Annotated in this window: 15 protein-coding genes and 1 rRNA gene; 4 read left to right on the top strand and 12 right to left on the bottom strand. The window is 32.5% G+C overall.

Going from position 1 to position 21,774, the window contains the following annotated elements; genetic code table 11:
• Nucleotides 1-131: 131 nt before the first annotated feature.
• Nucleotides 132-1,649 (bottom strand): 16S ribosomal RNA (locus ACWJKS_RS13565).
• 963 nt (nt 1,650-2,612) lie between these two features.
• On the opposite strand from ACWJKS_RS13565, the gene ACWJKS_RS13570 reads away from it, so the two are divergent.
• Nucleotides 2,613-4,475 (top strand): beta-N-acetylhexosaminidase, encoded by a 1,863-nt coding sequence (locus ACWJKS_RS13570; protein WP_462959785.1) that lies wholly within the window; start codon nt 2,613-2,615, stop codon nt 4,473-4,475.
• A gap of 143 nt (nt 4,476-4,618) precedes the next feature.
• Here the strand turns inward: ACWJKS_RS13570 and ACWJKS_RS13575 are convergent, their stop codons facing one another.
• The gene (locus ACWJKS_RS13575; protein WP_462959786.1) at nt 4,619-4,801 is read right to left on the bottom strand and encodes a hypothetical protein; all 183 of its coding nucleotides are present in this window, start codon (nt 4,799-4,801) and stop codon (nt 4,619-4,621) included.
• Between the two features lie 259 nt (nt 4,802-5,060).
• Nucleotides 5,061-6,455, bottom strand: a complete 1,395-nt coding sequence (locus ACWJKS_RS13580; RefSeq protein ID WP_462959787.1) for a glycosyltransferase — start codon at nt 6,453-6,455, stop codon at nt 5,061-5,063.
• 229 nt (nt 6,456-6,684) lie between these two features.
• Between ACWJKS_RS13580 and ACWJKS_RS13585 the strand changes: the two genes are divergently transcribed.
• Nucleotides 6,685-7,758 (top strand): tetratricopeptide repeat-containing glycosyltransferase family 2 protein, encoded by a 1,074-nt coding sequence (locus ACWJKS_RS13585; RefSeq protein ID WP_462959788.1) that lies wholly within the window; start codon nt 6,685-6,687, stop codon nt 7,756-7,758.
• 124 nt (nt 7,759-7,882) lie between these two features.
• On the opposite strand, the gene ACWJKS_RS13590 is transcribed toward ACWJKS_RS13585, so the two are convergent.
• The 7 genes from ACWJKS_RS13590 to glsA all read right to left on the bottom strand — a co-directional run bounded on the left by ACWJKS_RS13590 (nt 7,883) and on the right by glsA (nt 16,099).
• Nucleotides 7,883-8,836, bottom strand: a complete 954-nt coding sequence (locus ACWJKS_RS13590) for an IS3 family transposase (protein ID WP_216304646.1) — start codon at nt 8,834-8,836, stop codon at nt 7,883-7,885.
• Nucleotides 8,776-9,459 carry a helix-turn-helix domain-containing protein gene (locus ACWJKS_RS13595; RefSeq protein ID WP_258280590.1) on the bottom strand — a complete coding sequence of 228 codons (684 nt, stop codon included), beginning with the start codon at nt 9,457-9,459 and terminating at the stop codon, nt 8,776-8,778. The genes ACWJKS_RS13590 and ACWJKS_RS13595 overlap by 61 nt, the downstream gene beginning before the upstream one ends.
• 391 nt (nt 9,460-9,850) lie before the next feature.
• Nucleotides 9,851-10,798, bottom strand: coding sequence for an L-lactate dehydrogenase (locus ACWJKS_RS13600; RefSeq protein ID WP_216304470.1), 948 nt, complete (start codon nt 10,796-10,798; stop codon nt 9,851-9,853).
• Between the two features lie 497 nt (nt 10,799-11,295).
• Entirely contained in the window at nt 11,296-12,099 is an 804-nt protein-coding gene (locus ACWJKS_RS13605) for a pyruvate, water dikinase regulatory protein (protein WP_216304469.1), read from the bottom strand.
• Nucleotides 12,100-12,269: 170 nt separating this feature from the next.
• Complete coding sequence (locus ACWJKS_RS13610) at nt 12,270-13,433, bottom strand: class I SAM-dependent methyltransferase (RefSeq protein ID WP_462959789.1); 1,164 nt, start codon at nt 13,431-13,433, stop codon at nt 12,270-12,272.
• Nucleotides 13,434-13,680: 247 nt separating this feature from the next.
• Entirely contained in the window at nt 13,681-15,090 is a 1,410-nt protein-coding gene (locus ACWJKS_RS13615) for an alanine/glycine:cation symporter family protein (protein WP_462959790.1), read from the bottom strand.
• A gap of 91 nt (nt 15,091-15,181) precedes the next feature.
• A complete protein-coding gene (glsA, locus tag ACWJKS_RS13620; RefSeq protein WP_462959791.1) occupies nt 15,182-16,099 on the bottom strand; it encodes a glutaminase A in 918 nt (305 codons plus the stop codon).
• Nucleotides 16,100-16,539: 440 nt separating this feature from the next.
• Between glsA and ACWJKS_RS13625 the strand changes: the two genes are divergently transcribed.
• On the top strand, nt 16,540-17,010 hold the full coding sequence (locus ACWJKS_RS13625; RefSeq protein WP_220287768.1) for a GreA/GreB family elongation factor: 471 nt from the start codon (nt 16,540-16,542) through the stop codon (nt 17,008-17,010).
• 85 nt (nt 17,011-17,095) lie between these two features.
• Here the strand turns inward: ACWJKS_RS13625 and ACWJKS_RS13630 are convergent, their stop codons facing one another.
• Together ACWJKS_RS13630 and ltrA are read right to left on the bottom strand one after the other, a co-directional pair.
• Nucleotides 17,096-18,004, bottom strand: coding sequence for a L,D-transpeptidase family protein (locus tag ACWJKS_RS13630; protein ID WP_216304463.1), 909 nt, complete (start codon nt 18,002-18,004; stop codon nt 17,096-17,098).
• Between the two features lie 189 nt (nt 18,005-18,193).
• Nucleotides 18,194-19,603, bottom strand: coding sequence for a group II intron reverse transcriptase/maturase (gene ltrA, locus ACWJKS_RS13635; RefSeq protein ID WP_258280593.1), 1,410 nt, complete (start codon nt 19,601-19,603; stop codon nt 18,194-18,196).
• Between the two features lie 583 nt (nt 19,604-20,186).
• On the opposite strand from ltrA, the gene ACWJKS_RS13640 reads away from it, so the two are divergent.
• Complete coding sequence (locus ACWJKS_RS13640) at nt 20,187-21,647, top strand: IS1182 family transposase (RefSeq protein ID WP_462952569.1); 1,461 nt, start codon at nt 20,187-20,189, stop codon at nt 21,645-21,647.
• The last annotated feature ends 127 nt before the right edge of the window (nt 21,648-21,774 follow it).

Here is a 21,774-nt window from a genome sequence, read left to right on the forward strand (position 1 = left end):
AAGAGTTAGATAAAATTAGTCTCTCAAAATTAAACAGAGAACTAGGTACGATTAATTACAATAGATATTTTTGAAGAACAAATTAATATTCTTCTATTGCATCGACCGAAGTCAATACATCTACTCCCTAGAAAGGAGGTGATCCAGCCGCAGGTTCTCCTACGGCTACCTTGTTACGACTTCACCCCAATCATCAATCCCACCTTCGGCCGCTGGCTCCTTACGGTTACCTCACGGACTTCGGGTGTTACCAACTCTCATGGTGTGACGGGCGGTGTGTACAAGGCCCGGGAACGTATTCACCGCGACATGCTGATTCGCGATTACTAGCAACTCCGGCTTCATGTAGGCGAGTTGCAGCCTACAATCCGAACTGGGATGAGTTTTTGAGTTTGGCTCCACCTTGCGGTCTTGCATCTCTTTGTACTCACCATTGTAGCACGTGTGTAGCCCTAGACATAAGGGGCATGATGATTTGACGTCATCCCCACCTTCCTCCCGGTTAACCCGGGCAGTCTCACTAGAGTGCTCAACTTAATGGTAGCAACTAATGATAAGGGTTGCGCTCGTTGCGGGACTTAACCCAACATCTCACGACACGAGCTGACGACAACCATGCACCACCTGTCACCCTGTCCCGAAGGACTTCGCCCATCTCTGGGTTATGCAGGGGATGTCAAGTCTAGGTAAGGTTCTTCGCGTTGCTTCGAATTAAACCACATGCTCCGCTGCTTGTGCGGGCCCCCGTCAATTCCTTTGAGTTTTAATCTTGCGATCGTACTCCCCAGGCGGAATACTTAATGTGTTAACGGCGGCACCGAGGTTCGACCCCCGACACCTAGTATTCATCGTTTACGGCGTGGACTACCAGGGTATCTAATCCTGTTTGCTCCCCACGCTTTCATGCCTCAGCGTCAGTTACAGTCCAGTAAGTCGCCTTCGCCACTGGTGTTCTTCCTAATCTCTACGCATTTCACCGCTACACTAGGAATTCCACTTACCTCTCCTGCACTCTAGACACCCAGTTTCAAATGCAGCACCCAAGTTAAGCTCGGGTATTTCACATCTGACTTAAATGTCCGCCTACGCATCCTTTACGCCCAGTAAATCCGGACAACGCTTGCCACCTACGTATTACCGCGGCTGCTGGCACGTAGTTAGCCGTGGCTTCCTCCTCTGGTACCGTCATTATCGTCCCAGAAGACAGAACTTTACAACCCGAAGGCCTTCATCATTCACGCGGCGTTGCTGCGTCAGGGTTTCCCCCATTGCGCAATATTCCCCACTGCTGCCTCCCGTAGGAGTCTGGACCGTGTCTCAGTTCCAATGTGGCCGATCACCCTCTCAGGTCGGCTACGCATCGTCGCCTTGGTGAGCCGTTACCTCACCAACTAGCTAATGCGCCGCGGGTCCATCTCAAAGTGGAATTTTCCGAAGAAAAATCCTTTGATGTTTCGATCATGCGACCAAAACATATTATGCGGTATTAATCTCCCTTTCGGGAGGCTATTCCCCTCTTTGAGGCAGGTTACCCACGTGTTACTCACCCGTCCGCCGCTAATCCACCCCGAAAGGTTTCATCGCTCGACTTGCATGTGTTAGGCACGCCGCCAGCGTTCGTCCTGAGCCAGGATCAAACTCTCAATTTAAAAGTTTACACTTTTTTAGTTGAAATGATTAATCTGCGACAACTGTTAAGTTGTTACGCAAGCTCATTACATACTTTTAGTCTTACGACTAAATTTTACTTTATACTAAAGTAATTAACTGGTTTAACGAAATATTATTTCGCTATCTTTACCTATTTCTCTGTTTAATTTTCAAAGACCAATTCGCTTTGTCATCATGTGACGACTTCTACTATATTACTAGGTATTTCTTGTTTTGTCAACATTTTTTTAATTTGTTTTCATTTGAAAACATACTAAATAGTTATCAACAGTTAGCTTATCGTGCCACTCGTTTGTGACGACAAGGAGTATTCTATCACATAAATAAGAGCATAATTTCACAACATAGCTACTCTAGCTAGATTACATTCATATTTCTACATATTAGTCTAAATAATTCAATGTTTCGCATCCTGATACACATGGCTAATTATTATCAATACATTTCAAAATCAACTCTATTAGTATCAATATATAATATCTTACCGTTTTATATATTGATAACACATTTTTTATTTCTTTTAACAAGATGCATTTATAATAGACACATATAATGTAGAAAGTTAACATATACGCTTTTACTATATATGTAGTTTATTTTTACACAAATGTTAAAATAAACACTTCTAAGTCTTAGACTATGGCTTGAAACCGTATCCTTGTTATTAATTGCTTTTGGTAATTTTTTTATTATCTATCATTCTATTGATTTCTTCTCCAATATGGTATAGCGTAGAGAAGTAGGTAAGAGTTTGATTTAAATATTTTTTGTTCATTTTATTAGCATCTTTTTATATAAAGTTTATCGCAAAACTATTATAAAATGGATGCTTTTATTTTATAGATATTTTTCTCTACAATACTCAGTAAAATCGGGATTTATTACCCTTTAATGGCTAGTAACCCGGATTCTAATCAAACAAAATTTAGGGAGTGTACAATATGTTTTTAATACCAAGTCCAAAACAATTAAAACTGAATAAAGGTACATTGCAGCTTAGACGTGATACGGAGATAGTCTTAGATTACCAATGTAATTTTGATGACTTAAATGCCGCGATTGTATTACAAGATGAAATTCAGCAACAATTAGGCTTCAAATTAGTAATAAATAAGGCCTTTGATTGCCATAATGATAAAACCGTAATTAGATTTAAAAAAGTATCAGGTCCAAAAGAGGCTTACACCTTAATTATTGGTAGAAACTGCATCGAAATATGTGCTGCTACTTCCATAGGCATATTTTATGGAGTACAGACATTTAGACAAATTATTAGGCAAAATGGAACTTTACTTCCAAATCTCAAAATTGAAGACGAGCCATATTTTACTAACCGTGGGTTCTATCATGATGTTACAAGAGGCAAGGTACCAACACTTGAAATGCTTATGGAACTAGTTGACAGGGCAGCTTTTTATAAAATTAATCAGTTGCAATTGTATATAGAACATACTTTTGCATTTAAAGGCATGAGTGAAATATGGATGGACAAAGATCCACTAACAGCGGAGGAAATATTAATACTTGACCAATATTGCAAAAAAAGGCATGTTGAATTAATCCCATCCTTGTCTACCTTCGGGCATATGTATGAGGTGCTTAGGTCAAAGTCCTTCAATAAATTGTGTGAGCTAGAAAACAGTGAGGGAGGCGAGTACTCTTTTGGTCATAGAATGGTTTCACACACACTGGATGCAACTAATGAAGGTAGCATAAAACTAGTTGAAGAAATGCTAATGCAATATATACCGCTATTTAGCTCAGACACATTCAATATATGCTGTGATGAAACCTTTGATTTAGGAAAGGGTAAAAGTAAAGCCAAAGCCGATGAAGTTGGGGTTGGAATGTTGTATGTTGAATTTTTGAACAAAGTAATAGATATAGTCAAGAAAAAAGGCAAGAAGGTTATGTTCTGGGGGGATGTGATTTTACATCATCCTGAACTTTTAAATAATATAAGTAAGGATGCCATATGTCTTAATTGGGACTATAACGAAAATGCCAAAGAGGATGGAACAAAAGCAATAACTGAGTCAGGTATGGAGCAGTACGTGTGCCCAGGTGTATGGGGATGGAATCAACTAGTGAACAAAGTCGATAAGGGTTTTGAGAATATTAAAAGAATGGTAGCCTATGGTGTTAAATATGGTGCAACAGGCGTTCTCAATACTGACTGGGGAGATTTTGGTCATATAAATTTTTTAAGTAGCTCAATTCCAGGCATGGCATACGGAGCGTCCTTATCATGGAACCCAGATGGCGAGAAAGAGTTTGAAAATGTATTTAAAGCGTTGTCCTTAATAGAGTATGGTGATGACTCACTTGAACTCGTGTCTCTGTTGAATAAATTATCCAAGGAGCAGGTCGTAGGCTGGTATGAACTAGTCGAATGGAAAGAAAATCATAGTGAAAATTCAGATATTATAGAAAGTTTCAGCGAGCTTGATTGGAAAAAGATTTTAGCTGGTTATGACATAGCTTGTGAAATAGAAAATAAGTTTACTACATTGTCTAAAAAAGTGTGCATAAACACCTTTGATCTGCAAGAATTTATTGTTTCAGCAAGGGCAATACAACTTGTGAATAGCTTTTTCCTAAATCTTTTGAAGAATGAGTATTCTAAAAATGATGTAGATACAGTATTTAGTCCAATGGATCTCGCAGAAAATCTCGAAGTATGGTTCTGTGATTATGCAAAAATCTGGAGGGCACGAAATAAGGAAAGTGAACTATATAGAATTAGAGAAATCATAGTTTATACTTGTAGATACTTAAGGGGAATATGCTTGGTAGCTTGCTAATAAGTTATGTTATCTATAAAAAAATTAAGGTATTTCTTTGGTTTATCTTAACATAAAAATAATCCTCCCAAATTGGGAGGATTATTTTTATGTTTCAGACTGTTTACAAACAACTGACTCTAATATAATAGCTACATTATTTTTTAACACCAATCTATATCACTTTCATTATAATAAACCCTTAACCAGTCGCCATTTATCAAATTAACTTTAATTTCTATATCTTTCCCAGGCTCATTGTATTCTTGAAAACCCATAATACAATCTTTTGATTCTTTACTTTTTAGTTCTAAATAATCTTGAAATAATATTTCATGTTTATACATTTTTACTACCTTCCTTTAACCACTTGGTATTTAATTTTGCCACCTGATAATCTTTAATATTTATTGTTGTAATTATATCCAGTTTTGTTTACATTAATCATTATACACCATACGACAATTTGCAACAAAAATAAACTAGCTTAGCCTCAGATAGTCATAAATATTTCTATAAAAAGAAAAAAGTCTAACAATTACACTACGCCAATTTTCTCCTTGCTAAAAAATAGAGACTGCCAACATAGTTGTCAATCTCTGCACACTATACATTTTTTTGATATTTAGCTACATACTCGTAAGATAAGAAATACTCTTTCATATCTTTACCAACAATACCACAAATATTATTTAATAGCTGATCATCTTCCGGTGTTAATTCAGTACGATAATGAAATATATATGGATTACTATACCCACACTCATCGAATATTTTGCATATATCTGTTAAAGTAAAAAACTTATTATTATTTCTATTTAAAATAGAATTTCCGCTGTACATAAAGCTTCCTCTTAATAACTCTTTTATAACTGAATGATGCATTAAGTTAGGAATAGTCGCAATTATATATCCCCCAGGCTTCAAAAAATTTTTTATTTCATTTAGTAATGTCCAAGGGTCTTTACTTAGTTGAAGTCTATTGCCAAGAATTATATAATCAAAAAAATTTGTCTTGTCTTTTTTAAAGTTCATGCTATAATTTTCTTCAAAATCATCAGTTATTAACTCTAGAATTTTTCCACCTAGCCTCGCTACATGCTCATTTGTCTCTATACCATATATATCAGCGTTAGGATACATATATTTCAACTTAAGTAGTGTAGCACCTAGCCCACAGTCAAACTCAAGAATATTTAGACCATTTTCTTTTGGCTCATCTATACGCTGTATTATGTCAAATTTTAATGTGCTACCTACGTTAGAGTTAAACCCCCACTTATCCTCAATTTTTTTACGATTTGTCGTTAGTACATTATTAAATTCAGTATAATCTTTATTAAAAGATGAACTGCCAAAATGGTGTATGAAGCTGTCATTACAAAGCATCATCTTATATCCCGATTCTATAATTCTCATGCATAAATCATCATCTTCAAAATTTCCAGGTGAAAATTGCTCATCCATAACGCCAATCTTGTTAAGAACATCTCTCCTTATAAGCATGCAAAATGCCACAAGCCTTACTTTCCCCTCCCATTTCTCGGGGTTTGAAACATTATTAGCCTCAGCGAATGGAATCATATCTTTAACATCACTATAAGGCACACTTACAGACTGATAATTAGAACAATTATTAGTTATAGATGAAGTTGCTCCAACTTTATCATCACTGTAAAGACATATTTTAAGATTATCAAGCCACCTTGGAGTAACTACCGTATCATTATTCAAAAACAAAATATCATTTTCTTTGCCTGATGCAGCTATTCCAATATTACAGCCCTTTGGAAAACCTACATTCTCATCATTTAAAATAGATTTTATATACTTCTGGTCTTTAAGCCATTCTCTTGTCCCATCAGTAGAATTATTATCTACAACAATTATTTCGTAGGTATTCTCTTTAGTGTATTTCCTTATGCTATCAACGCATTTGTGATTATAAATAAGATTGTTGTAAGTTAAAATTATTATTGAAGTTTTCCTATTCTCAATCATTACTTTATCCCTTCCTCGATCACTTAGTCACAGCAAATTATGCTTCAATTACATATTACGCTTATTATTAAAAAGTGTACCTATCCTATTTATAAATGCATTCTAATGGCCTTAGAAATGATTTTCATAACCTTAGTTACATTTTATAATTTATTTTTAAATATGCTCCCTATTCCAACCCACAGCATATTATATACTGTAAATTTGTTTTAGGAGGCTTATATCTTATATGGTAACTATTAGTTTATGTATGATTGTAAAAAATGAGGAAGATGTTTTAGGTAGGTGTCTTGACTGTATTAAGGATATTGTTGACGAAATAATAATAGTTGACACTGGCTCGACAGATAACACAAAAAAAATTGCACAAGAATATACAGATGATTTTTTTAATTTCCAGTGGATTGATGATTTCTCTGCTGCTAGAAATTTTTCTTTTTCTAAAGCAAAAATGGATTATATTCTTTGGCTAGACGCTGATGATATTATTCTCGAAGAAGATATAAAAAAATTTAAACAACTTAAGCAAAGCTTAACTCTAGATGTAGATAATGTTATGATGATGTATAACGTAGGCTTTGATGAAAATGGAACAGTTACCTTATCATATTTTAGAGAACGCTTGTCAAAAAGAATAAACAATTGTAAATGGACAGAACCTGTTCATGAATGCCTAGTAATGGGAGGAAACATTATAAACGCCGATGTTTGCATAACACATAGAAAAGAACATGCCGCAGTACAAGGTAGAAATATATCTATTTATAAAAAATTACTGTCAGATGGGCAATCTTTAACACCAAGAGGACTCTTCTATTATTCCAGGGAATTACATCAAAATGGATTTTTTGAAGAAGCAATAAAATATTTCAATGAATTTTTAGACACAGAAAAAGGCTGGGTAGAGGATAATATAAGTGCCTGCTTTGATCTTTCTAACTGTTATAACATTATAGGTGATAAAAAAGCCATGCTAAAAATACTACTTAGAAGCTTTGAATATGATACTCCAAGAGCTGAAATATGCTGTACTATAGGAACCTACTATTTTGAAATTTCCGATTATAACAAGGCTATTTTTTGGTATAAGCTCGCATCAGAACTTAATAAGCCAGTTAATAGTTGGGGCTTTATATCTCATGATTATTGGGGATATATACCCAATTTACAACTATGTGTTTGTTATGACAGGTTAGGAAGTAGATCAGAGTCAATTAAATATAATAATAAAGCAGCTGAATATAAGCCTGATTCTCCAGCGGTACTTTCAAATAGAGATTATTTTGAAAGCACTGCTATATAAATTATTACCTTTAAAATACATTCCAAAATTGAGGTAACATTATATGAACTGCCCCCTGTCAAGTAGACAGTGGAAATAATTAAAGATTTTATGTAAGGCGTCTATCATTTGGTAGGCGCTTTATTTATGCTGCATTACCTAATAGATATCGCTGATATTCCATTGGTGTCATGCACTTTAAACGTTTTTGATAACGTCTATTATTATAATATTCTATATAGTCTTCAATCGATTTCTTTAAGCTTTCATAGTCTTCAAATTTATGAAGATAATACATTTCTGTTTTTAAGATTCCCCAAAATCCTTCCATTGGACCATTATCAATACAATGCCCAACCCTCGACATGCTCTGTATCATTCCAGCTTTTTTTAGTTTTTCTTTAAATATTTTTGAAGTATACTGGAAACCTCGGTCACTATGAAATATTGGTTTAGCATCAGGGTATACTTTAACAGCAAGATTAAAGGTTTGATAAACCAATTGGTTATTATTAGAATGACCAATGACATATGAAACAATACTTCTATCACCTAAATCAAATATTGCACTTAGATAAGCCTTTTGTCCACTTCTCCCATATTTAAACTCGGTTACATCTGTAAGCCATTTTTTATTGACTTGTTCTGCTTTAAAATTTCTATCCAAAATATTTTCTGCAGTAACTTCAGGAGTTGACTTAATATAATTATATCTTTTTTTTCTGCATACGGATTTTAATCCTAATATCTGCATCAGACGATAAATTCGTTTATAATTAACTTTTTTATTATATTCTCTACGGATTTTAATCGTCATCTGGCGATAGCCTAAGATACCGTCTTTTTCCTCATATAACTCACAAATAAGCTTTAATAATTCTTCGTTTTTCAATACTCGGTTACTTTTTTCTCTGTGTAGCCATTTATAATATGCAGAATGGCTAACGCCGCCTATAATGCACAACTCAGTTATAGGAAATTTATCTTTGTTAGATAATTCTTGGATTGCAAGATAAGTATCTTCGTATCTAGCTTCGCTTAATATCGCCTTCTTTCTATCTCTTGGATTTTTTTTAGAAGAGCATTCTCCATCCGTAATCTTCTATTTTGTGCTTCTAAAAGCTTGTATTGAGCTTTTAGCTTTTCATCTTCTGTCATTAACTCTTCAGCCTTTGGCTTTCCACGTCGGTCCAAAAGCCCTTCAATACCAAACTGATTATACTTCTTCATCCAGGTATAAATCTGAGGATAAGATACCTTATATTTTTCAACAGTTTTATTATAACTGTTATTGTTTTCAATACAGTACTTTATGATTTCAATGCGTTCAATATAAGAAGTTTTGCGTCCTTTGGTCATGATTATTTTTCCTCCTGTTCCAGAAGATTTTATGTTTTCATGACCATTATACTTCTTTATCCAATTGCATAAAACTGTATTTGACGAAATATGATACTTAATGCATAAATCATTCAGTGAGCCATGCCCATCAAGATATTCTTTTACAATGTTAATCTTGATTTTGGCAGTATAAGAAGTATTTTTGCTAGAATGTTTTAACCCAGCTTCACCTTCTGATTTATATCGTATTACCCATTTTTGAAAAGAACTCTTATGTACTTGAAGTTTGTTGCATAAACTTAACATACTAGCTTTTCCATTTAAATATGATGTTACAGCCTTAATTTTTTGTTGGTCTGATATAGTTGATTTTCTTCCCATAAAAAAATAGCCCTCCTTATAGTAAACAGTTTTATTATTTTAACTGTCTACCATAAGGGGAGCATATCAATATGGGTTCCCTTTATCAAAATTATTTTATAGTTCTGGCAACAATTCTATAATTCAAGAAGATTATAAAATAAGTAACATCAGTTATGTTCCTATCGGCACTGGCACATTTATAATGGGTAATAGTTGGCTTAATATTTGTTCAAATGAGAATAATATTATGCCTAAAAGTGTTATAGGAGATGGGTTACGTTAAAAATTTGAACAAAAAAAATCTTAACTATTCAGAAAAGATTCTTTTTATATTCATAATCCTATTTAATTATTCTAAAATGAAATTCGGCAATTTTCTACTTGTTATTTTATTTCGAATGCCTCAACTTTATATTTTGGAATCTTTTATAACTGTCTTCAGCACCTTTGAAGATTCCAAAAGTTTATCTGTTTCATCCTCATTGAGTTTGACTTGTAGTATTTTTTTTACCCCTTCTCTACCTAAAATTGTTGGAACTCCCATATAAATGTCCTGGATTCCATATTCACCCTTTAGCAGAGATGATACTGTAAGAATAGAGTTCTCATTGCTTAATATTGCTTCAACTATTCTTTTTATGGCTAGGGCAACAGCATAATATGTTGCACCCTTTTTTTTAATAATAGTATAGGCTGCTTCTTTTACTTCCTTATATATATCAAACTTCATCTCTCCACCACATTTTTTAGGACACATATCACAGTACTCATCAACATTCATACCCGCAATACTAGTTAAACTCCAAGTAGCAATTTCTGAATCCCCATGTTCACCCATTATATAGGTATGTATATTTCTAGCGTCAATTTCAAAATGCTGACTAAGCAGGTATTTAAATCTCGAAGTATCAAGAACCGTCCCCGACCCAATTACTCTATTGCTTGGAAATCCTGAAAGCTTATAGGTTATATAAGTCAATACATCCACGGGGTTTGACACTACCAACAATATAGAATTGGGACTGAATTTTACAACTTCCGGAACTATACTTTGAAATATTTTTAAATTTTTCGAAATACATGTAAGCCTTGTTTCTCCTGGCTTTTGACCAATTCCAGCTGTAATAATTACTATATCTGAATCCTTTGTGTCTGAATACTCTCCAGACGTTATTTCAATAGGCCTTACGAAGGAAGCTCCATGTGATAAATCCATTGCCTCGCCCTCAGCTTTTTCCTTATTTATATCTACAATTACAATTTCAGATGCTAATCCTCCAGTCATTAAAGCAAATGCTGTAGTAGAACCTACAAAACCTGCTCCAATTATAGATATTTTATTTCCTCTTGTCCTCATACAAAAACTTCCTTTCTTTGTTACCATTATATACTATATAATAATTAATAGCTAATAATATTGTTTCTGAAATGGACATCGATTAAGTAAGTAATAATGCTTTAATAAATATCGCCGTTTGATGCCCTCCCTTTAAATTAAAATATATAAATAAAAAAGACTTTCAACACACTGAAATTCTATCCTGCTTAAAATCTCCTTTAGCATAAACGATTATACTAAAAAAGACCTTACATACAACGATAAAACCATTGTGTTAAAAATCTCACTTGACTGAACTCAGCCACGATAAAGCCAGACCAAAAGGTCAGTATGTTGACTTTATCACCAATATAGGCAGCTACTCCCTTTTAACATTTAAGTTTATATTTTTTATTATACTATTAATGTATCATAAAATTCACACATGAAATACATTTTTTTATTTTAAGTAAAATTATTCCACAGCAAAGCATTTATTTAAAAATATTACTATTATTAAAAAAGCATTAAAAACACTATTGATCATACCCTATACTTTTCATAATAATTAAAGCCGTATCTTCTATAGCTCTTTTAGTAACATCAATTGTCAAACACCTTGTTTTTTTCATTATTTTTTCAGCATAATCTAACTCATCTAATATTCTTGAATCATTAGCATATTGAAAGTTAGCATTAAGCCCATTGAATTTACCCATTCTATTTTTTCTTATTTCAATAAGCTCAAAAGGATTTATTTTAAGCCCTATGATCTTCCTTCCAGGAATGTTATATAGTTCTTCTGGAACAGGAACTTCAGGTACTAACGGTATATTTATAGCTTTAATTCCTTTATTAGCTAAATACATACACAATGGGGTTTTTGAAGTTCTTGAAACACCAATAAGCACTACGTCTGCATGTTTTATCCCATCATAATCCCTGCTATCATCATATTGCATAGCAAACTCCATAGCTTCTATTCTTTTATAATAATCCTTATCCATTTTCCATATTGCTCCTGGAATGTATTCTGGCTGTTTATTTAATAACTTAGAAGCTAGTCCTATCCCTGGTCCTAAAACATTCGATACAAATATTCCTTTTTCTACACATCTTTGTACTAAAAATTCTTTTACATCTACCATAATAATAGTCGAAATAATCATTACTTTTGAATCCCTATCAATTTTGCTAATAAAATAATTAACATCCTCAGCTGTTTTAATATGTGGTGTTTTTTTCACTATTACACTATCTGGAAACTGACTCGCTACTGATTTTGCCACAAGTTCCGCTGTTTCTCCTATTGAATCCGATACCGCATATATTGTTAACATTTTTTCATCTCATCTACTCTCTTTTTATATATTTTTTTCAGCACTCTAGCTTATCGTCTCTTAATATAAAAAATAAATTAAAATTATATTTTTAAAACAAATTAAAGAATGTTGAATTTAAATTAGATTGATTAAGCTATCATTATGTTATCCATATTAATCGATATAATTTAAATTAAATTATCTTTTTTTAATAAATTAAATAATGTTGAATTTAAATTAAATTGGTTCATTAAAACATTAACTTCAGATAATGCTTTCTCTTTTTTATCCTTAGATATATTAGCTTTTGAAGCTCTAATTAATATGTTTTTAGGAGAGTGTGATATATCTATAAATTCTAGAAGTTGACTTTTATATCCGACGCTTTCTAAAAGATTTGCTCTTACTGAATCTGTCATAAGCGCCGAAACCCTTTCTTGTACTATTCCATACTTTGTTAGTATCGATAATGACTCTGTTTTAATTTGGCTATTGAATTCATGTTGGCAGCAAGGAACAGAGAAAATCATATTACTATTCCACTTTATCGCATTATATAAAGCATAATCAGTAGCTGTATCGCACGCATGTAATGTAATTACCATATCAACTTTATTATCATATTTAAATCCATTTATATCCCCTAGCTCAAAATGTAAGTTTTCATAATTGTATCTTTTAGATATGTCATTACATTCTTTAATTACATCCTCCTTAAGATCAAGTCCTATCATTTTTACATTGATTTTTTTGATTTCAACAAAGTAATAATATAATACAAATGTTAAGTAAGATTTTCCACATCCAAAGTCTAATATAGTAAGTTCCTTAAAATCATTCTTCTTAATTTCATCATCAATAATTTCAACAAACTTATTTATTTGCTTATACTTATCATATTTTGAATTAACAACCCTGCCTTCTTTTGTAAAAATGCCTAAATCTATAAGAGGCTCTATTATCATACCCTCTTTAAGAATATAATTTTTTTCTTTGTTATGTCCTTTATTAGCAATTTTTACATTATCACTTTTTTTCTTCCCTAAATGAACTTTACCTTTTTTAGATATTTTCAAATCAAATGTAATTGTATTTGACCAAGCATCTACTTGTTTATAACTCGCTGATACATATTCTAGTATTTTTTCTCCTAAAACATCTATAGTAATATTCTCATGGAAAGCTTGCTTATCGGTGTTTTTTTCTATTTGATAATATTGCTTTACATCATCTTCTTTCAATACGAATGTTATTTTATTATACTGTACATCTTTATTCATTTTATTACTAATAACTAATTTTAAAATATCCTGCTTTAATATTTCATTAATCGCGCTTCTTAACTCTTCCATGTCAACACACCTTATAATTTATTTTAAAACTACTTTTCTATCTAATAATATCATTATATACCAAGTTAATTAATTCTAACACTTTTAAAAATAATTCCAATAAAATTTATGATATGAAAAATCTTGCTTCCCTAATATTCATAAAGAATTTTTTCTATAATATATAAAAACAGACCATATACTAAAAATATACACCGTATATGGCCTGTTCAATAACCTATTTAAAATATGCTATTAGAATTCCCTACTAATCCTTATCCCAACACTCAGTATTGGTAAGTCCATCAATCGAATCCGCATGAAATACTGGATCTTTACCTTGTTTAATTTGAATTGCATAATCCTTAATTACCTTTGGAAGTACCTTGCTTAATTTGAAAATAACAACAAGGTTTATGAGTGCCATTGCTCCCATGAATAAATCTGCCATATTCCATACAATACTTATTGAAGACATTGAACCCCAAAATACCATACCGATTACAGCTACTCTAAAAATATTAAGCCATATCTTGTTTCCATTTATAAACTCGATATTTGATTCACCATAATAATAGTTTCCAATTATAGAACTAAATGCAAACATGAAAATGCACGTTGCTATAAATATATTACCCCAGTTACCTACCTGCGAGGTTAATGCTACTTGCGTCAGTTTTATTCCAGTAAGTCCATTATTTAGCTGCTCCCCAGAAATTAAAATAATAAATGCTGTTGCGCTACATATTACTATAGTATCTAGGAAAACTCCAAATACTTGCACAATCCCTTGTTTGACAGGATGGCTTACATCTGCTGTAGCTGCTGCATTTGGGGCACTTCCCATACCTGCTTCATTTGAGAATAGTCCTCTTTTAATACCCATCATAATCGCTGCACCAATTCCGCCGCCTGTAAATTGCTTTAAACCAAAAGCACCTTGAAAAATCATTTTAAATACAGCTGGAACTTGAGCTATATTTTTGAAAATTACAAAGAATGCAACGAATACATAGGCTACAGCCATAACTGGTACTAGAATCTCTGCAACTTTTGCTATCCTCTTAACGCCACCAAATATAACCAAAGCAGTAAGTCCTACCAGGATCATCCCACCCCAGAATCTTGTAATACCAAATGCTCCTTCAAACGCTAATGTTACAGTATTTGCCTGAACTGAATTAAATACAAGTCCAAATGATATAGTTATAAGTACTGAGAATACTATACCAAGCTTTCGTTTGCCAAGCGCTTTTTCCATATAGTATGCAGGACCACCCTTGTATCCGTTTTCACCCTTTACTTTATAAATCTGTGCTAATGTATTTTCAACAAAGCTTGAGCCTGCACCTAAAAGAGCTATAACCCACATCCAGAAAACTGCTCCTGGACCTCCAACTGTAACGGCTATTGCAACTCCCGCAAGATTTCCAGTACCAACATGAGAAGCAACACTTATGCAGAATGCTTGAAATGATGATACAGCCACACCTTCCTCTCCATCTGAGGTTTTTCTACCATTCCTAAGAAGTTTAACTGTATGAGAAAAAAATCTGAACTGTGGAAACTTAAGATGAATAGTAAAATATGCTCCAATACTTATAAGTAAAATTATGAGCACGTAAGACCAAAGTATGTTATTAACTGATGTTACAATAGAATTTAATAAATTTAACATTCTGTCACACTCCTTCTAATAATTTAAATACTGAAATATAATAACTTTTTTCTATCATCACCATACCTTAATATGTATTTTCTTAGAAAATTCAGAAGATACTTAGATTGAGTTCTTTAGAAAGTTCTTCTAGAACTCTCGTTCCAGCAATACTATTTCCGTAATTATCAAGTGCTGGCCCTACAACTGCTATTCCCATACGGTTTGGAACAACAGCCATAATACATCCCCCTACTCCGCTTTTAGCTGGAACACCAACCTCGATACAAAATTCTCCGGATCTGTCGTATAATCCACAGGTCATCATAATAGCCTTAACTATTTTATTGATGCACTCTGGAATTAACTGTTCATTTGACCATGGTGCTACTCCATTGTTTGCAATTACTGATGCCATTCTTGCTATATCCTCAACAACTACCTCTACTGAGCAGCATTTAAAGTATGCGTCTAATACGTCTTCTACATCCTTTTCAATTATGCCTGCTCCCTTTAGATAATAAGCAATAGCTCTGTTTGTATTCCCAGTCAATTTTTCAGAGTTATAAACTGAATAATTCACCTCAATGTCATTATTATTTGCTAATTTTTTCATCATATTGTGAATTTTACTGAATTTTTCTATCCCATTATCTCCTTCCACAAGGGATGTACAAACTATTGCACCTGCATTTATAAACGGATTTGATGGTTTATGTGTCTCCTTCATTTCTAACTTAACCAATGAATTAAATGGGTCCGCTGAAGGTTCCTTACCTACTTTAGAAAAAACTACATCCTTTCCATTATCAATAAGAGCACATATAAGGATTACCACCTTTGATACACTTTGAATAGTGAACTTTGTTAGGTAGTCACCTTCTACAATAATATTACCGCATATGTCAAATATACATGCTCCAAGAGCATCTCTATCCCCCTTTGCAAGTTCAGGAATATACGTTGCTACTTGTCCATCTTTCGTAATTTTTTTACTGTTTTCAATTGCTGTTCTTAATATTGATTGCATTTACAACCCCCTCTTTAAGTTGTTTTTCTCATCTTCATATTTAATATTTTTTTATTTATATTACTTACAATGACTTCTTTTATTATACTCTATTATTCTCAAGATTTGGATAAAAAACTTTAAACATATTTCTACATATGCTAGAATAATTATGAATATTTGATTCGGAGGTGTTTTTTAGTTATAACCGTTTACATGAATACCAGCAATAAAATACCTTATAGACTTAGATGGAGTTATTAATGCTATCATTAACTTATGATCATTGGTGGTCATGTGGATGGAAGAATAACATTACTTACTGAAAAAAGTTGAAAAACGGCAAGTTCAATAGTAAAATATACAAGTAATACTCCAGATTTTTTAAGAAATTGAATTATAAATGTACTATTAAATTATATAGTAAACAATCTGTAAAAAAGATAAAAGAAGGTGCTAAAATGAATAATAAGCTTACTAAAAAAGATCTTGAAGATCTTCAAAAAGAATTTGATTATCGTAAAGGTCCTTTAACCATGGAAATTGCACATGAAAAAATGATAGCTGCTGCTCACGGTGATAGAAGTGAAAATGCTGAATATAAAGCTGCCAAAACAAATATGTACGAAAACTACAGAAGAATGGGATATTTAATAAAAATGATTAGAACCGCTGAAGTTATAGATGATGTTATTTATAATACTAAAGGGGCAAATATAAGTGATAAATTAATGATAAAATTTGAAGGTAGCGATGATATCGAAGAAATAGAACTTGTAACAACATTACAAGTGGATATATTAAATGGCAAGTTTAGTATTGAGTCACCAATAGGAATGGTATTATTCGGAAAAACAGTAGGAACTATAGTAGAAGTAGCATCTCCTGATGGAAATTATAAAATAGAGCTATTAAGCATAACTAAAGAATAACTTAACACATTGTAGCATACAATAAAAATAAGAATACCAAATGGAATTCTTATTTTCGAGTATATATCCTTTTATAACTTACTTTTTATTTGCTCCAAATAGCAGTTCTAGCTGGAATATTATCATATATAAATTTAGCATCTTTTAAAGCTAACCTTACACATCCGTGAGATACAGGAACTCCAAGGGTGTTATCTATAACATAATTACCCTTTCTATCGTATAGTACGCTGTGGAATAAATAGTTACCTCTTATTTGAGTATAATATTTACACCTAGCGCCTCCATCTGAAATAAAGTAGCTTCCTTTAATTCCAACGGTAAAATTACCTTTAACTGTTGGTGTTCTTGATTTTCCTGAAGAACAAACCATTGATCTAACAAGATTCCATTTTCTGTTAGACCCTTTGAATATATTTACCCTTTGGTGAGATAAATCAATCCATATAAAATAAGCAGTTGAACTATAAATGTTCTTACTGTTTATAGTTTTTTCTAACGAATTGTTTGAAACTGAAACTTTAGGTGTATATTTTTGTATTACTGGTGGTTTATACATAGACTGTGAAGTTGGTTTCATATTAAGTTTCTTTAGTGTTAAATTACCTACTATGCCATCTTTGATTAGCTTATTTCTCATTTGAAAGTCTATAACCGCATAATAGGTTAATCGTCCGAAGTCTCCATCTGCATAAAGTTTATAACCAAATTTATTAAGCTTTTGCTGTATTTCCTTAACTTTACTGCCCTTATTTCCTTGCTTAAATATTATTTGAGCAATTGGCTGTTGTTTTTTTTGTGCTAAAAGTTTAATACTGTTATTTTGTACATTTTCTTTTTGTATAGTATTTTGAGACACTCTAACGTTAGTTTGATATATTTTTGCGTCACTAGGAGGCAATTTCACCGCAGCCTCCGATTTATTCGCTAAAGTACATCCACTTATCATAACCACAACTATAAAGACAATACCTGATAGATATCTTTTATTCATACTGAATACCCCTTTTTTTTAGAAGTATGGATCTTGTCCCTATAGTATATTCTCCTAAAATTAAAGTGTCACTAAAATCCAAAAATGTAATTGTATTTAACCAATCGAGTAGGAGCTAAATAATTAATTTATTTAGCGACCTCTCACACCACCGTGCATACCGTTCGGTACACGGCGGTTCAATAGAAATTAATGTTTTAATAAATATGTCTCAGATATAGAAACTAATCCTATATTTTTAAGGTATTTATTGGTCAATGTTTTGTTTAATATAGGGCTATTGGATGTTCTCCAATAGCCTTTCCTTGTATTTGCATATTGCAAAGCTTTATTGTTTGGTATTCCTAATTTAACAAGGTTCCCATATTTTGTTTTAATCTTTTTCCATTGTTTCCAAAAACACATTCTAATTCTTCGCCTTAACCATTCATCAAGTGTTTTAAGAATACTTTTAATGTCTGCAATAGCAAAATAATTTATCCATCCAACTATCACTTGCTTAAGTTTCATAAACCTATATTTCATGCTCATCGCATTACTTCTTGAAGTTAATTCTTTTAGCTTTGCTTTGAATTTGATTATAGGTTTTTGAGGAACTCTCATTCTGTATTCACCTTTTGCTCGGTAAAATGAAAATCCTAAAAATTTAAGTTTCCAAGGTCTATCTACTGTACTCTTTTCTTTATTCACTCTAAGCTTTAACTTTTCCTCAATAAATCTCGTAATACTCTTCATTACTCTATTTGCTGATTTCTCACTTTTGACGTATATATTCGCATCATCAGCATATCTACAAAAGTTTAGTCCTCGTTTTGTTAGTTCTACATCGAGTTCATGTAACATTACGTTACTTAATAATGGGGACAAAGGCCCGCCTTGAGGTGCTCCTTCTTCTGTATTCATAAATACCCCATTTATCATCACTCCACTTTGTAGATACTTTCGTATCAGAGAAATTACTCTACTATCTTTAATATCTTCCGATAGTATCCTTATTAATTTATCATGATTTATCGTATCAAAGTATTTAGAAAGGTCTATATTCACCGTCCATGTATGTCCAGCATTAATATATCCCCTACATTTTTCAACAGCTTGTTTTCCACTTCTTAAAGGTCTAAAACCGTAACTATTATCAGAAAATTTCTTTTCATATACTGGTATTAGAGTTTGTGATATCGCTTGCTGAATAACTCTATCTAATACAGTAGGTATTCCAAGTAGCCTAATTCCACCGTCAGGTTTTGGTATTTCTACCCTTCTTACGGCTAGAGGTCTATATCTACTTTCTAATAATGATTGCCTTAATTCTTGTCCATGCTCTTTTAGATAATGTAGAAGTTCATCTACTGTCAAACCATCAATCCCATGACTTCCTTTATTGGCTTTTACTCTTTTATATGCTTTATTCATATTATCTCTCGATAATATCTGCTCGAGTAAACCATTATCATATTCATTCACATCGTTTCTTCCTTCTTCTGACATAGAGGAAATACTATGCACTTCTACATTACCTTCGAGTTCCACTCTATTCTCTCGTAGAGAGCCTTCTTTATGAAGTTGTCTGCTTTTATCATATTTTCTCGTATCCTTCAAAATTCCAAAACCTCCTATTGTTCAGTCCTTCCCACGCTAACGCGTTTTGCATGGTACTATGACGTCTGCTGACTTCTGATAGTTCAGCCATACATCACTGTATGGGTTGTTATTTCTAAATTCATATCCACAACTTACCTATCAGATCTCCCCGGGTAAGAACGCAATCTTTCACTCCATCTATCTGCTACATTTACACCACTTGTTTCGAATAGTTTTGGGCTTCGTTTTGTATTGCAAACTTACCCACAAGCATATGCCTTATATGTAGTTTCTGTTCGTCAGACCGGAGTTTGGCCGCCAACTTCCTTCAGATTCCATCTCACGATGGACACCCTTGTCTTAAGCTATGCACTTGGCACTATTAACCCGTGCTAGGGACTTTCACCCATTAGATTGCGCCCATGCCGGGCGCACAATAAAAACCACTAAGTTAAACTGAGGCCACTGAAAAACTATATGAAAAATCGTCATCTAATTAAAGATGGCGATTTTTTTATATAAAAGACTAAAAAACAAAAAGGAATTTTAAAAGATATGTCGAATTAGTATAGTAGAATAAAATAAAAGGGGCTAAACTATTATGCTAAAAGGACAATTGGAAATAAAAATAAATACATACCATAGCTTATATTCGTTAATTATTCCGAAAGATAACATTTTAAAGCAAATTAATGACCTTGTTGACTTTTCATTTGTTTATGACGAATTGATGATTAACTATAGTTCATCTATGGGTAGAGGTGCTATTAACCCCATAATGCTATTTAAATATTTACTTTTGAAAGTAATATATGAATTGTCTGATGAAGATGTTGTTGAAAGAACTCTTTATGACATGTCCTTTAAATATTTTCTAAATTTAGCCCCAGAAGAAACAAATTTAATAAACTCAAGTACACTAACTAAATTTAGAAAGCTTCGCCTTAAAGACATGAATTTATTGGATTTATTAATAAACAAGACTGTAGAACTTGCTATAAAAGAGGGAGTTTTAAAAAGTAAAGCAATAATAGTTGATGCTACGCATACCAAGTCACGTTATAACCAAAAGTCAGCAAGCGAGGAATTATTGAAACGTGCAAAAAACTTAAGAAAAACATTGTACGGAGTACATCCTGGTATTAAAGAAGAGTTACCTAATAAAGTTACAACTGGAGTACTTGAAGATATTCTTGAGTACTGCAAATTATTAATTGATACCATAAACGAGAAGCCAGAAACTGCAGCAAATCCAGCTGTGAAAACTAAATTAAACTACTTAATGGAAGCTATTAATGATGACTTAGAAAATCTAAAAATATCAAAAGATGAGGATGCAAAAGTGGGGCATAAAACTGAGGATAGTTCTTTTTTTGGATATAAATCACACCTTGCTATGAGTGAAGAACGTTTAATTACAGCAGCTGTTATTACAACTGGCGAAAAAAGTGATGGAAAGGAGCTCATAACCTTAATAGAAAAAAGCCGTGAGGCTGGTATAGATGTAAATGAAGTAATTGGAGATACAGCTTATTCTGAAAAGAAAAACCTAGAATATACAAAAGAAAATAAAATTGCATTAATTTCAAGACTAAATCCTGTAATTTCACAAGGAATGCGAAAAAAAGAAGATGAATTTGAGTTTAATAAAGATGCTGGTTTATTTGTATGTCCGGCAGGTCATATGGCTATTAAAAAAGCAAAACAGGGAAAGAAGAATGTTGGTAAAAATCAAGTGCTAACCTACTATTTTAATGTAGAAAAGTGTAAAAATTGTGTTCATAAAGATGGGTGTTATAAAGAAGGCGCTAAATCTAAAACTTATTCAGTTTCAATAAAGTCAAATACTCACAAAGATCAAATAGAGTTCGAAAAAAGTGAATATTTTAAAAAACGAGCTAGGGAACGTTATATGATAGAGGCTAAAAACAGTGAACTTAAGCACCAACATAGCTATGATGTAGCAATATCGTCAGGCTTAATTAGTATGCAAATTCAAGGTGCATTATCAATCTTCACTGTGAATCTAAAGAGAATAATTAAGTTGAAAAGCATGAAATAGGGCTTTTAAAACTTAATTATAAAATAAAAAGCATGAGATATCCAAAATATGAATATCTCATGCTTTTTCTATTCAAGCTTGAAAACTCTACTAAATAAAGAGTGCTTTTTTCAGCGGCCTCGTTAAA

It is taken from the genome of Clostridium sp. CM038 (assembly GCF_055081105.1).